Below are 13,883 nucleotides of genomic sequence, written 5' to 3'. Positions count from 1 at the left end.
GTTGATGAGGCCAAATTTAATGGGAGGCTTATATATACCAAAACTATAATTTCAATAAGTGTATCGATAAAATATATGACACCTTCCATTGAGCTTTACTCAGGCTCAAGGTTAGTCGGTCATTTTTTAAATCTACAGAATATAAAGTTTTGCTGTGTTCTAAATGGAGTTTCGTGATCTCTATTCAAGCACTCTTCTCTTTTGAATTCAGGTTTGAATACCTCTTCCAATTCAATTGGGTCGTATTGACTGACCTCAAGTCCACTGCACTTTAAGGGACCTCTTTTTGAAAACGTACCAATGATCATGCTATCTGTTACGTGGGTATTCACGATTGATCGGTATGTTTCGATGTCTTCGTTGTTGATTAAAAAATGGAAGGCAGCTCGATCGTGCCAAAGGTCATAAGTGCCTTCTGGCTTAAAATCGACGATATCAGAACTAATATACTTTACCAGATTGGCACGGTCACCCAATCGTTTCTTCACCTTTTCCAAGGCCTGTTCAGAGATATCAAGAACCGTAATGTTCTCAAAGCCCTCATCCAGCAAATGATCGACCAATCGACTGTCACCACCTCCCACATCTATGATGCGCGCCGTTTTATCAAGGCCCGAAGACTCAATCAATTCAAGTGAAACATGAGGAGTTAGTTGCGTCCAACTCACCTGATCGGGCGATTTGGTTCGATAAACGCTCTCCCAATGCTTTTTTCTTACTTCAGTCATTTCCTGAATATCCTAAGATTTACCTTTTTACTTCTATCAGTTTTAAAGATACCAACAAGGAGTGGATTCATGAGTGATTTTCAAATCTGTCAGGAATCATATGTGACTTATGTCACCTTAAAGCGGAGTAAAACGGAAAAATGCAATAACCGTTTGAGGCCGCGAGACCTAAAGCTTGAAGAATTTGCTTGAAATACCCGAGGCTTGACCTTCGGAGTAACCTGAAATGATATAAACACCTGTTGAGAGATAGCTGACATCAAATTGGAACTTTTCCGAATTTGACGGATCCACTGCACTATCATACAATGTATTTCCCACTACATCCATGATTACGATTCGATCTAGACGGCACTCTGTACATCTGACATTAAGAGTTTGCTCAACAGGGTTGGGATAAAGATAGAGCTTCTCGGGCTTTAGATTGGCAAATAACTCATCGCCTTGAGGCACATAAGAAACCCAAGGGCGAGCCTGTTTTATGATCAATTGATCATCGGCAGAAATCTTATACTCTATATCCATGGCGAAAGTAGGATTGCGTTCAGCTCCATAGAGAATGGCAAATTCTTCGTGAATCTTCGTCAAATAACCCCTCATTTCCAATAGGGATTCAGGTCCCATAAGCAGAGAGTCAGGAGGAACAAGATTAGATCGTTGTATGACAAAATACTCATCCTCTTCTCCCGGTAACTTATCGAGTAGAATTTCCTCGGGGGTTGTATTCGGAATGGGATTGGTAATCAAGTCTTCACCTTGCTGCGAATTGAGGTAGAAGGTATTTGTAGTGCCATAAACGGGATCGGTACTCACAGCTACTCCATTCACCTTTTCCAGGCTGTAATTGGGATGACAGAGCACACCCATACAAGAATTGAAATGGTTTACGCGGAAGAAATCTCTTTCTTCAAATGCCCTTAAATTCCAAAGGCTGGCATAAACCTGTTTAATGGATTTTGAGATATGACCCTCGTCGGGATGTTGCGTTTTTGAATCATAGAGCCCTGCACCGCTAAAGCCGGGAAGATCTTCATTATTCGTACTTGAACGGCATCTTACGGAAGTGCCTTCAGGAAAACTCGCATGCATCTCAGCCAATTGAGCCATAATCCAATCAGGCATAGGCGCTTGCCGTATTGATTCCCTTAAGATTGCCAGAAGATCATTTCGCACTTCGCGGTCTTCTTTAAAGTCTTCACGTTCCAGCATTTCTCTTATCACATCGAAAAACCCATTGAACTCCATAAACTCTTTGTAGAAATGGAATGGCACGCCATACCCTTCGGGGATTGTGTTTTGGGGAAAGCCAAAATTCCCCATAGTCGCTACGTTGGCACATTTGGCTCCATAGGCATCAAACATGTCAAAGTCAATTTCAGAGAGAGGCAATATGGAAGTGTAGGATAAGTCTAGTGGAGGTTCCTGAGCTGCAGAAGGTCGAATGTTCTCAAACCACTCGTTCACTTCTTCGGATGAAGCCTCTCGTAAAATGAAACCGTCCTGTTCTGTTCTAAAGTAGACGAAGCCGCCCAGCAAGTCAGCTATAGACTCGAGTTCTAATGGGTCTCGAATGAAGGCATTCGGTATTTCGTCTTGAATAGCTCGTAAATTGACATGTGAGAGCGGGGTTTGAACCACTGAGGTGATAATTCCTGAAACCCTCGGAAGGAGATTGGGAATTGACTCGTAGATCACAATATCCTTGATCCCGGGAATATCATCTGAATCCATCTGTCGCAGTCGACCATATCCTTCCTCCAAATTCAGCCCCAGATAATCTACCTGAGCATATACGTCAGACTCTAAAACTACGGAAACTCTAGAGCCTTCGTAGAGCTCTTCCTCCCAGTAATAGCCCCCCTCATTATTGAGCGTTACGAAGTAGGCCAGGTTGTTTTTAATGATGGGCATATTTGCCGCTAAAAGCTCCTGTGTGCGCTGCACTGTAGGAAAGCTACGCTCGGCATTATTGCTGTAATTGAAAGCAAAAGTTCCCAAGGTCCCGTTAGCTCCGGGAATGGTTGGGTGAAAAACTACATTACCCCTTTGAACATCATCGGCCAGATAGTCAACACCCAGCCAATCGGCAAACTCAGCATGCAGCCAGTGGGTGCCACTATTCATAAAGTATACCGTGGGATTATCGGAATCAAAGTCCAGAATGATAAACTTTAAAAACTCCTTCCCATTCAAAAATTCAAAGAACTGTATCACCGGTGCCTGAAGTGATAGAGTGTTGAACGTGGTAATGGTATCAATGGCGACAGTAGCGTCAATAATATCGATTGGCTCCGCAGCGCTAAAGGGACTTTGCGACGGAAGGTTACTGAACTCCGTAATGTCATCGTATCCATCACCATCTGTATCAAAGGGATCAGAGATATCATATTCCAAGACTTGATAGTGATCTATGGGATAAGCTCCCAGAGGCTCCTGAATGATGGTGGTTCCCTCCTCTCCCATTGTCAATGACACACTAATTTCAAAAGGCCCTTCTTCAATGTGCCTTACGTTAAGGATATAATAGTGATCAGCGGAAGAATTGACTTCTAGCAGAACTTTACCGTCCTGATCTACCGAGTAAGATACGATTGGGACTTCCTGACAAAATGCACTTACTCCTAAAAGCACTCCTACCAATAGAGAAGCTATCCGTTTCAGGAAAGCATTGTTGAGAGACATACATTTGAACTTTAGCATCAAAAGCGCGATAATCAGAAACAAGATGAGTATACGATAGAATTACCTCTAAATACAGCTTTTACCTATTATTTAACTGAAATAAATGGAATCTTAAATACAAGACATCAAGATATGCCGTATTGTTTTGAACTGCAGAAATAGAACGGTAACTTCGCAACATTCAGGTAAGAGAGAGATAGACCATTGCTTGCTCACGGCTGATTTTAACTTCTGATTGCCGTTACTTCAATCTCTATTTTCATTAAGTCATTTGCTAAACCGGCTGAGATCATTGTGGCAGCAGGTTTTACTTCGCCAAAGTACTTTCGTAAAGTGGGCCAGCACATCTCAAACTCCGATGCTTCGGGAAGAATATAGGTTACGCGCACAATGTCCTCGAGCTTCGAGCCTGCTTCGGTCAATACTTTCTCTATGTTTTGCAAGCACTGCTCGGTTTGTTTAACAATGTCATTAGAAATAGTCATTGTCGAGTAGTCGTAGCCGGTAGTGCCTGATACGAATACCCACTCTCCAGCCACTACAGCTCTGGAGTAGCCTATTCTCTCTTCGAAAGTAGAGCCTGTTGAGATGTTGTGTCTATTTAGATCTGTTGCCATTCTATTCTATTGTAAATGATTGAAAAGTGTATCCATCAAATCTGTAAACGCCTTCTTTGTGAGTTCCCAACCATACTTCGCCATTACTATCAGCAAAGATGGAATACAGCTCCAAATCATCTCCGTCTTTTTGTATAGGATAGTGGATGAGATTTTCGCCATCATATAGCCATACGCCTTCAGTATAAGTTGTCATCCAAAGGTCTCCATTTCCAGCTTGGGCAATGGACATAAATGAAAAGGGCATTTTAGTGTATTGAGTCGTGTCAATACCAGCTAATGCAATGTAATTGTTATCCTCCATGCGATATCGATGGAGGATATCATTGTTAAACCAAAAATTGCCATTCCTATCTTCTAACATGGAACGTACACCGGGCGCTGAACCTTCATTAAATTCCATTACATTTTCTTCAAGTATCCAAGTGAACGACTTTCCATCATAGCGGCAAGCCCCGGCGGCGGCAGTTCCAAACCAAGGGAAGCCATTATCGTCTACCAAGATAGAATAAACACCAAATGGACTAAACGAAGGATTTGCGAAAGCATCAGCAAACTGGCTTTCTAATGGGTGGTTTGAAAATGAAAGTGGGTACAGCCACTTTCCATCTGAGCGATAGACTTGATTTTCCCCAAAATCCACAATGAACCAAAGATCGCCCGGCTCCAATCTCCAATCAGAATTGCGCTTTCTTTCATTGACTTCCAGTTCTTCAAATACGTTTTCGTCAAATTTCATAACTCCCTCTATTCTATTGATGTAGAGAGCCCCATTTTGATCCTCATCGATTCTAATTATTCTTTCCCCGGGCAGGCCATCTTCTTCGGAAAATCGAACCAGCTGCTTACCGTCAAACCGATAAAGCTTATCGTTGGCAAGCCATAAATTCCCTTTATTATCCTCGAAGAAAATCACCGGACCTACATCTACCCTTTTTACTTTTTTGCCTGAAGCAATAAGCTGACTTTGTGATTTATCTTTTTTGCTGTTGAACTCTATTGAAACTTGGCCGTCGCAAGACGTAAAGAAGACCAGCAGAGCTAAAAAGAAGGGAACTTTCGAAATTGACATAGGGCACAATTGGATTCAAATGAACACAAAAAACCCCACTCATATGAAACGAGCGGGGTTTAAGAAATCTAGTATTGAATTCTAGTTCTTAACAAATCGAGACGCAGGACCATTTCCTATTCTCAAAAAGTAAAGTCCTCTTTGAAGTTCTCCAATTTGGATTTGACCCATTTCTGTGATGAGGCCATTTTTTACCTCTTGTCCCAAAAGATTGAAAACCGAATACTGTTGCACATCTTCAAGCCCTGATACTTGGATGTAATCTACAGCCGGATTAGGGAACAATACAATCTCTTGATTGGCAGATGCATCGTCCACACTCAAACTCTGATTGGTTGATCTCTCGTAAGAGAAAGCTCCTTGTCCACCTTGCATTCCTGAACCCCAATTAGTGAACTTTATGTCGATGTAAATATCGTCATCTATTAAGTGCACAACCATATCCTGATTTACCAAAGAAGGAGGGTTAGAACCACTAGTCGATTCCCAATCGGTGAAAGTGAGCGACTCTATATCAGATGTTGTACCAATAGCCCACTCTGTTCCAACCGGACTTACAAAATCCTCGTAAGACGATTCTACCGCGATATTGTAAATCCCTTGGTTGTTTCCACGGGTAATCCAAACATCATTTGTTATTCTATCTTGATTTTCTTCAAGAGTGAAATCAGCTCCACCTGCTTTGACAAAAGTCATAGTTTCACCAGTCCAAATGGTTTGGGCCATAGTGGCTTGCGAGCCAAGAAAGGCCAAGCCGAGTAAAAAGTAAAGTTTTTTCATAGGGTAATGATTTATAATTAATAATGGTCCGAGTACCTCTTTGATACTCTGAATTTCTGACGTGAAAAATAAAACTTAGTTGCAGAGGAAAAACTGCTACCATTGAAAGGCTACAAACAATTTGATGGGCAAAACCAATAGGACAAAAACGTCGACTACTTCCCGTACTTCTCCCTGTAGTCGATTACAGCCTGATTGATTACTTCCAGGGCCACTTCTCTTCCCTGAAATTCTTCTACAATGACTTCTTTGTGCTCGAGCTTTTTATAATCCTCAAAGAAGCTCCGCAACTCAGTAGTGAGGTGTGGAGGCAAGTCAGAAATGTCTTTCATATGATTGACACTAATATCATTTGACGCCACAGCGATAATCTTGTCATCCATCTCACCTCCGTCGAGCATGCGCATAACCCCGAGAACAGTAGCTTCCACCAAGCACATGGGCACAATGTCTATTTGGGAAATGACGAGAATGTCCAGCGGATCGTTATCATCACAATAAGTCTGAGGTATGAATCCGTAATTGGCGGGATAGTTAATCGATGAGTATAAAACTCTGTCGAGTATTAGCATTCCCGACTCTTTGTCCAGTTCATATTTCGCTCGGCAATTCTTTGGAATTTCAATGATGCCTCTTACTTTTTCGGGGTAGTTTTCTCCGATACTTACGTCATGCCAAGGGTGGTTGTTCATTTTGTTTTTTTTTGAATTAAATGGTTGATTTAGCGCTATTATCTATCCCGTATATATTCACCTCTGCTCCCATGAAATCAGTTTGAAATAAGACTTTCATGCCATTCTTCACGGCTACATTGGCCGATTGGTGATTCTCCAAGTCGATAATAGAGATAAACCGAGGAGAATCGATTTGGTTGATTGCAAAGTCCTTCATCGTCATGGCAGTTTCAGTGGCGTATCCATTTCCCCAGTACCTCGGATTGACGGAATAGCCAATTTCAAATTCAGGTCGACCCTTAATCTCCCTTGGCAATATACCGCCCATAGCTATTAGCGCTCCCGTTGACTTCAATTCTACTGCTAGATGACCATAACCATTGGTTGTGTACCGCTCAAATTGCTTCACTATCCATTGCTCTGCCAGTTCCTCTTTGGTCTTGGTAAGGTCAAAATCAAAAAAATGGAGTCGGTCATTATCCACAAAGAATTCGGACCAGGCAGGAATATCATCAAAGGTAGCTCGACGATAAATCAGGCGCTCACTCTCTTGATTGGCGTAGTCCATTCTATCGATGCTGATCAATTAGTATCACATTGCCGTCGGGGTCGGTGACCATGATGTTAGCAGGGCCTTCTGATGATTCGTCCAACGGTGTCGGTATTTCAATCCCCGAAGACATCAGCTGTTTTTGGATCTCTCTGATGTCGTCAAAGGTCTCTGTGTTCTGCCCTCTTTCATTCCAGCCGGGATTGAAAGTGAGGATATTGTCGGGAAACATTCCTTGGAAGAGTCCGATCAATGCATTCTCATTTTTCATGATGAGGTAGTTTTTTTCGATCTCTCCTGCGAGAACAGTAAAACCTAGCTTTTCGTAAAAAGCTTTTGATTGATGAATGTCTTTTACACTAAGACTTACGGAAAAGGCACCTAATAACATGGGTTGATTGATTTAGTTAATGCAATGTAGCGTACCAAAGCTATCGAATTCATCGCTTATGAGGTAGTAAATTAACTACTGTTGGATACTTCATACCAAACGCAATTCTCATAATCGGGGAATGCCTCGAGTCGCGGGTGCTTGAACTCTCCCACTCTGGTCATCCCGATTTTCTTCATCACTTTTTCAGAATTAACATTACTCAGTGTGCAGGTTGAAATGACCCGATCAAGCTTTAACTCTTCAAAGGCATATTTCAAGCATCGCCTCGCCCCTTCAGTGGCGTAGCCTTTGGCCCATGCCGATTTCTTTAAACGCCAACCAATATCCGTGGCGGGACAGAAAGGTGCTTCATAGGTTTGATAAGCCAAGCCAATAAATCCTATCAACTCTCCCGTACCGATAATTTCAGTAGCAAAATAATTGTAGCCGTGCTTGTCGTAATGAGCGATCAAGCGGTGGATAAATTCTGTGGTTTCTTCTCTGGTCAAAGCCGCGGGAAAGTGCTCCATCACGGCAGGGTCTGCGTTTAACTCAGAAAATTCATCTAGGTCATCCAGGCTCCAATTTCTGAAGCCGAGGCGCTCTGATGTGAAGACGTACTGGTTGGTCATAATGATTGCTGATCGAATAGTTTAAGAGAGCATTTCTAACTCTTGCTTTATGTTTTGTTTGGCTTGGTCCTCATACTTCTCGTGAAAATAGTCGGTCTTGAATATTCGCTCCATCGAGAGAAAATGATTTAATACCTTCTTGCGGCCTCGGTTGTACATGAATTCAGGATAAATCGAATACTCTTTTCTAACGCCAAGGTAATACCGAGAATACTCTTCCCACGGCATTCCCAAAGCTGACAGGTCGGCGTCGGTGAAGTAGTTGGTATCCGCATCTGTCGAAAGCTCATGTGATTTTGTAGCTAGAATAATCGCCTTGCAGCGATCGATTCTATCCTTTGGCATACCTAACTGACGCATTCGGTTTTCCGCAAGGATCGCGCTCCGCTCTTCATTATCTGATTTAAGTGCACTGTATACCACATCATGGTAATAAAGTGTAAACAGTATCGCGTCCCAATCTTGGATCTCCTCGCGGATCAGGTCGAGCTGTCTAAGCAGATTCTCCAGATGTTCAAGGGTGTGGTAGTGCCTCTTTTTGCCCGTGTAATTCCTCTCGATTTCCTCCCAAAGCGTGTTGACCAGATCAGTATCGGAAGTATATGAATTTAAGAGAGATATGAAATTTTGCCTGAGCATGTCTTATCTAATCGATGTCCATTTAATCCAAATAATTCATATAAAATACGACACTTAAATATACCCAAAACATGGTGAATACTATATGCACACTGGTTTCAAACAACTTTCCTTTCCATAGAGCTGATGAGTATCCAAAAAATTGAATAAAAAGTCGAACTCCCCAGAAGATGGCAAGTCCGAGAGATATCCTTTTGCCGAGTTCAGTTTCCAAAAGCTCTGGGGCTGAAGTCAAACAAAGTAAGCCCATGAGAAAAACAACAAGCGCAATGAAAAATGTGTGAACCCTCATCATTTGCCTATTCATTAAACTCAAGTTTTTAAGTTCTTCCTTCCAGCGGAAATACTTAGGAAATATGACATGAACCAGAGATAGAACTATAAGTAAAACACCTATAACCTTAAACTGAAGCTCCATTTTTTTTGAGTATGAAAGTTGTGATGAAAGGTGTTGATTTTATTTCTCCCGCAATTTTCAGATTAGCGTGGTCAAAAGTCCGCTTCCAAGTTGATTTGGAATGAAAATGAAAAGAGCCAATGGAATAAGCCAAAAAATTGTTGAAGTCTCTCAAATGTTCGGTGACATAGATTTGTCCCTCTGATTTCGTGACTCGGTTCAATTCTTTAAAAAAAACAATTCTCTCTTTTTCGTTTCTTATTTCATGGGCTGATAAAATAGCTAGGGAATAATCAAATGAGTCCTCCGAAAAGGGAAGTCTATCTGTCGAAACTACTAATGTATCTTCAATAAGTGGATAAGCTCTTCTGGCTCTCTTGATAGATGGTTCAGTATGCTGTTCTTCGTTGTAGAAGTCACAAATGGTCAAATCGACTTTAGGGAAATAAACCCTAATAAGATCACTGGTTTCGTCGAACCCGGCATTCACATTCAAGACCGTTTTATCGTCAGCATCGGAGAGCCACCTCAACTGGTAGAGATCTGACAAATCGTAAACGTAATAGGATACGGCAAGCGAAGTAGTGATGGTAAGCGTCACTAAAAGTGCAAGCGACAAAGCCAGCGTTTGTAATGACGCGGGTAAATAAGAACTGAAAGCAAACAATAAAGCCAAACCCAAGCACGCGATTAGGTAAAAGTGCCAATTGAATCGAATAATATTGCCTATCCCTTGAAAACGTTTTCGTCCTAGTTCCATTTTTCAACAAGGCCTTTTTTCCAATAGTATGGAATGTTCTTGACTTCAAAGGCATTGGCTAAAACCATCCCGTTCAAATTTAATTCATTGAGAAAATCAAAATTATAATTTGTCACTTTAACGGGTTGCGGTTTCCAGTTTTGGCGAACTCCTTCAATAATTAATACGGATCTATCATCTGGCTGATAGGTAAACGTATGGGGCAGTGGGCCTGCAAATTTCCGAGCAGCTTTCCAATCATCAAAAGGTGAACCTTCAGGGAGTTTTGTTTCGCCATTTGTTTGCTCAACTACTATTTCAAATTTTGACTTCTGGGAAGTGATGTGTCTAAAATTACCATTCATGCTTTGACTGATGTCGGTGGTTGAGTAGTTGTAGTGAGTGAAGATGTTCCCAAAAAACTCCATTCTTTTCTTGTCTGTCTCTGACTTGACTATGTATAGTCCTCTGAGTCGTCTTCCTGCATTATTTGTATACCGAACAAAAATTCTGTATCCAATTAGGAAAAAGTCATTCCCAAAAAATAGAGGAAACCCTTTTGGCCTTAACCCTCTGGTTTGAACCAACGCCACTGCAATAAATGCCCATTTATCCTGAAAAGTGTCTAGCTCCAAACATTCTGGAATTAATACTTGAAGTTCTTCTTTTAGAACAGCAAAAGTTAGGACAAGAGAACTATCAAAATATGCTTCAACTCCAAAGGGGTGCTTTTTTAAAAACCTCATTTCCCGATTTGTAGGTTTACTTTTTCTGCCAGAACAAATTCATTGTAGTAAACGAGTGCAATGAACAACAAAGCAAAAAGTGAATTTAGTCTTCCCCAAAGTAAAAGATCAGGAACCAGAAAAAACTCCAGAGTATTCATAGTTGCCACAATGACTATTTGAGCGATGGCATTCAACTTTGATTTGAACTTTGATACTATCCACACAGCCATTACTATTTCCGAAACACCGATTAGCACAGTTAAAGGTCTCGAAAGGTCTTTACCTAAAACCTCCCCCACAATTTGTTCGTGTCGAGGAACCGCGTTGAGCACTTTACAAATGAGTCCATTGATCAACCAAACCGAGGCTATCATAAAAGTAAATAGCTTATGAAAGAAGGCGTTTTTCAATCTCAGTACTTTTTAGTTTCAAGGCCTTTTTGGTGCTTACTTCAACGAGGTAAAGAAACCTCAATTAATTGACCTTTGGTTGATCCTTCTGCTCTTTCTCTCTAAGCATATAGCCCAAAGCCCAAATGAACAAACCGATCCAAAATACAAATTGTGCAATGGTGTAAACGGATACCAATGATTCAATCAAAAAATACTCTTCGGAAAGCCAAAAAAGAGTACCTATTACTAATAGTGCAAATCCAATGAGTTCTAACCTGTTGTATTTTTTCATGACTGTTACTCCTTTTTCATTTTACTGTATTGACGTTTTTGACTTGATCAAACAAACCTTCGTCATCCAGCATGTACTCCAATATCGGCCTGCATTTATTCTTGCAAGATGGATAGAACTCTTTGTGTTTTCGCTCTTTGCCTTTTGGCGAAAGCCCCCACCAAAATTCAGCCAAGGCAAGGGGTTTTAAGCCATGCTCGAAGGCGTATTGCAGCAATTTGGGAGCTGCGCAATCACCTGCCGCTGAGGGCGGATTTCCGTGGGACGAACTTTTGAAAATCTCCACTACATTCTTCTCATTACCTCGACTGTTCAAAAAGCGATAATGCTCAAATAGCTGCTGCTGCAAAGCAAAGGATTTCTCTTTCCTGGCTTTTTTCAATCGGGAAATTTCAGATTCATTTTTCAAGGCGTTCATTCTGCGAGTCATTTCAGTCAAGGCGACCATACCTTTGTGGATGAAGTAGTCATCTGCCGAATCATCAAATATCGAAGGAACCAAACTCTTGCTTTTTCCTTTACCGGGAAGTGTTCCCGACACTCCCCGCAGGTAACCATAAGACTTGTCCTCTTTTTGAATCACCAGAACTCCAAACATTTTTCCATTATCGACACTGAAGTCGTGCTCCCAATCTTGCGCGTTTTCGGTAATGTATTCTTGAAACTCAGCTGCGGCGATCTCAGCTATTTTGGGGATAAGTGACCCAAAGGGATTGTTGATTTTTTCAGGAATGGAAATCCTTGAAATATCTGTTTTAAAACTAAAAATAAGTTGCTCGTCCATTGAGAATTTCACCTAACAAAAGTGAGTAGCGAACTTACGGATAAAGTCAATAAACCCAAGTAAAGAACGGCATTCAAATACGACATGGGCTCTTTCGGATTTCACCCATATTTGAAGACTGTTTCAATCTATGGGATTTTTTTTTCAATGTTTTTCACCTGTCGCTCTATGAAACGTGGCGCATTAAATCTCATCCCTAAAAATAAGTGGTAGAAAATTCTTGTCTCATGGTTGACCACCGTCGTGTTTTCCTGTTGGTACTGGATACCTGATAAGTTTGTATATGCTCCCGTGTAGAAACGTGACACATTATATCCCACTCCGACTTTCGTATCCCATCTGAAAATGAAATTATCTTGATTGATTATTACATCCTCGGCAGGCAGTCGAGTTGTCACCTTGGTATTCAAATAGCCTAAGCTTCCAAAAACTCCCAATGACAGATAGAATTTCTCTTTGGCAATAAATGTGTAGGCATATCTAGGTCCAATGCTGGTCTCAATGTTTTTTAACATCTGGGTATTTACATCGGATGACTGGTCATTTTCAATGCGTTTTCAAAAAAAATCCTGTAGCCATGCTACAGGATTTGATCAATAAGTAATGCTATGGGTTTATTCGAGTGCGGGCTACCTTGGACTAATCAACGCATAGTCCATTGCAATCATAAATATCCCAGAAACCACATGCCCTTTTCACCTTTACACAGCCACCGGCCACGCAATCATCGAAAATATGGCAGTCAAAATCAAGTCCATAGGTCGTGCATTCACAGTTGGGGAGGGCTGCTCCTCCTCCTTCGGTTATACCTGTGGTCTCTACAGATTCACCTAATGTGGTAAACATGGACAGAACATGCATCGTATCATTATCATACACTTCTAGTGCGCTGGTGCGCATATTGTCGACAAATAGTTGAGTTTGGGAAGATACTTCGTCATCAGTATACATCGACAATTGGAGACCGCTGTGAACCGAGGAGAGCAAATCAGATTTTGCCGTTGTTTCGGCTGAGGCCATTAGTTCACTTAATCGATCTTTCCATAAGGCATAGGTGTAATGAGCGGGTAAGGATCCTATTATCGCTCGCTGATCTTCGGGGTGTAGGGCCGCGATAGACAAACGTAAGGTGGTAATCGCCGAAGCTTCAACGGGGGTTTCGGTAGGCTTTTCCACCACTACCGGTTTCTCGGTTGATTTGGGCTTGTCATCCTTGCAGGCTGTGACAACAGATGCGAATAATAATAAGAATAAAAGCGATTGAATATTGGTTAGATACTTCATTGTAAAAGGGGTTTAGTTGTTCATTTAGAATGATTTACAACTCAATGTAGTCATTTTAAAATAAACCAACCTGACTTAACCCCTCTGTTAATGAATACTCTAGCTCCATTAAACGAAAGCACATACCTAGTATCTATTGCTCAAAAAGAAAGAGTTCTCCCGCTTACTGAAAAGAATAATAATGAAAATTAAAAAAAAGCCCGTCTTGACAGACAGGCTCTTTTATACAATTCGTTCTAAAGGCAAACGGTTAAAGTACTTTCACATTTACTGCGTTCAGTCCTTTTTCACCTTGCTCCAAATCGAAGCTTACGGTATCACCTTCTCTAATGTCTTCGGTCAATGAAGACTGATGAACGAAGGCATCCTTGCCACCGTCATCGGGTGTGATAAACCCAAAACCCTTGGCATTATTAAAAAACTTTACTTTTCCTTGACTCATGTTATTGGTACGTTAGTTCAGTGGTGAAGGTAGTCTTTTATCTTTTTGATTTATAGAGAGTAATTGAACCGGAACGAA

At 41.3% G+C, this 13,883-nt stretch carries 19 protein-coding genes; all 19 read right to left on the bottom strand.

All coding sequences use genetic code 11. The features are described from left to right. Window positions 1-119: 119 nt before the first annotated feature. Window positions 120-728 carry a class I SAM-dependent methyltransferase gene (locus O3Q51_05230; protein MCZ4408198.1) on the bottom strand — a complete coding sequence of 203 codons (609 nt, stop codon included), beginning with the start codon at window positions 726-728 and terminating at the stop codon, window positions 120-122. 168 nt (window positions 729-896) lie between these two features. Then, window positions 897-3,410, bottom strand: a complete 2,514-nt coding sequence (locus O3Q51_05225; GenBank protein MCZ4408197.1) for a hypothetical protein — start codon at window positions 3,408-3,410, stop codon at window positions 897-899. Between the two features lie 224 nt (window positions 3,411-3,634). Continuing rightward, complete coding sequence (locus tag O3Q51_05220) at window positions 3,635-4,027, bottom strand: RidA family protein (GenBank protein ID MCZ4408196.1); 393 nt, start codon at window positions 4,025-4,027, stop codon at window positions 3,635-3,637. A 1-nt stretch (window position 4,028) separates the two neighbouring features. Beyond that, the gene (locus tag O3Q51_05215) at window positions 4,029-5,099 is read right to left on the bottom strand and encodes a hypothetical protein (GenBank protein MCZ4408195.1); all 1,071 of its coding nucleotides are present in this window, start codon (window positions 5,097-5,099) and stop codon (window positions 4,029-4,031) included. An 81-nt stretch (window positions 5,100-5,180) separates the two neighbouring features. Beyond that, complete coding sequence (locus O3Q51_05210; protein MCZ4408194.1) at window positions 5,181-5,879, bottom strand: T9SS type A sorting domain-containing protein; 699 nt, start codon at window positions 5,877-5,879, stop codon at window positions 5,181-5,183. A 155-nt stretch (window positions 5,880-6,034) separates the two neighbouring features. Then, the gene (locus O3Q51_05205) at window positions 6,035-6,571 is read right to left on the bottom strand and encodes an inorganic diphosphatase (GenBank protein ID MCZ4408193.1); all 537 of its coding nucleotides are present in this window, start codon (window positions 6,569-6,571) and stop codon (window positions 6,035-6,037) included. A 16-nt stretch (window positions 6,572-6,587) separates the two neighbouring features. Further along, window positions 6,588-7,139, bottom strand: a complete 552-nt coding sequence (locus O3Q51_05200) for a GNAT family N-acetyltransferase (GenBank protein MCZ4408192.1) — start codon at window positions 7,137-7,139, stop codon at window positions 6,588-6,590. Continuing rightward, window positions 7,123-7,494 (bottom strand): VOC family protein, encoded by a 372-nt coding sequence (locus O3Q51_05195; protein ID MCZ4408191.1) that lies wholly within the window; start codon window positions 7,492-7,494, stop codon window positions 7,123-7,125. Before O3Q51_05195 ends, O3Q51_05200 begins: the two co-directional genes overlap by 17 nt. A 71-nt stretch (window positions 7,495-7,565) precedes the next feature. After that, the gene (locus O3Q51_05190) at window positions 7,566-8,108 is read right to left on the bottom strand and encodes a GNAT family N-acetyltransferase (GenBank protein ID MCZ4408190.1); all 543 of its coding nucleotides are present in this window, start codon (window positions 8,106-8,108) and stop codon (window positions 7,566-7,568) included. 21 nt (window positions 8,109-8,129) lie between these two features. Continuing rightward, window positions 8,130-8,747 carry a hypothetical protein gene (locus O3Q51_05185; protein ID MCZ4408189.1) on the bottom strand — a complete coding sequence of 206 codons (618 nt, stop codon included), beginning with the start codon at window positions 8,745-8,747 and terminating at the stop codon, window positions 8,130-8,132. 22 nt (window positions 8,748-8,769) lie between these two features. Further along, window positions 8,770-9,165 carry a hypothetical protein gene (locus tag O3Q51_05180; GenBank protein MCZ4408188.1) on the bottom strand — a complete coding sequence of 132 codons (396 nt, stop codon included), beginning with the start codon at window positions 9,163-9,165 and terminating at the stop codon, window positions 8,770-8,772. Continuing rightward, complete coding sequence (locus O3Q51_05175; GenBank protein MCZ4408187.1) at window positions 9,149-9,904, bottom strand: class I SAM-dependent methyltransferase; 756 nt, start codon at window positions 9,902-9,904, stop codon at window positions 9,149-9,151. The genes O3Q51_05180 and O3Q51_05175 overlap by 17 nt, the downstream gene beginning before the upstream one ends. Beyond that, window positions 9,895-10,629 (bottom strand): DUF2071 domain-containing protein, encoded by a 735-nt coding sequence (locus tag O3Q51_05170; GenBank protein ID MCZ4408186.1) that lies wholly within the window; start codon window positions 10,627-10,629, stop codon window positions 9,895-9,897. The genes O3Q51_05175 and O3Q51_05170 overlap by 10 nt, the downstream gene beginning before the upstream one ends. Continuing rightward, on the bottom strand, window positions 10,626-11,021 hold the full coding sequence (locus O3Q51_05165; GenBank protein ID MCZ4408185.1) for a DoxX-like family protein: 396 nt from the start codon (window positions 11,019-11,021) through the stop codon (window positions 10,626-10,628). The genes O3Q51_05170 and O3Q51_05165 overlap by 4 nt, the downstream gene beginning before the upstream one ends. A gap of 64 nt (window positions 11,022-11,085) precedes the next feature. Continuing rightward, a complete protein-coding gene (locus O3Q51_05160; protein ID MCZ4408184.1) occupies window positions 11,086-11,295 on the bottom strand; it encodes a hypothetical protein in 210 nt (69 codons plus the stop codon). Window positions 11,296-11,311: 16 nt separating this feature from the next. Beyond that, on the bottom strand, window positions 11,312-12,079 hold the full coding sequence (locus O3Q51_05155) for a pseudouridylate synthase (GenBank protein ID MCZ4408183.1): 768 nt from the start codon (window positions 12,077-12,079) through the stop codon (window positions 11,312-11,314). 128 nt (window positions 12,080-12,207) lie between these two features. After that, window positions 12,208-12,630 (bottom strand): DUF4421 family protein, encoded by a 423-nt coding sequence (locus O3Q51_05150; GenBank protein MCZ4408182.1) that lies wholly within the window; start codon window positions 12,628-12,630, stop codon window positions 12,208-12,210. Between the two features lie 88 nt (window positions 12,631-12,718). After that, window positions 12,719-13,363, bottom strand: a complete 645-nt coding sequence (locus O3Q51_05145) for a bacteriocin fulvocin C-related protein (GenBank protein ID MCZ4408181.1) — start codon at window positions 13,361-13,363, stop codon at window positions 12,719-12,721. A gap of 250 nt (window positions 13,364-13,613) precedes the next feature. Next, on the bottom strand, window positions 13,614-13,805 hold the full coding sequence (locus O3Q51_05140) for a cold shock domain-containing protein (GenBank protein ID MCZ4408180.1): 192 nt from the start codon (window positions 13,803-13,805) through the stop codon (window positions 13,614-13,616). Between the last annotated feature and the right edge of the window lie 78 nt (window positions 13,806-13,883).

This window comes from Cryomorphaceae bacterium 1068, from assembly GCA_027214385.1.
GTDB lineage: Bacteria > Bacteroidota > Bacteroidia > Flavobacteriales_D > Cryomorphaceae > JAKVAV01.
Note: the sequence above shows the minus strand (reverse complement) of the source record. Positions and strands in the feature narration are given on the sequence as shown.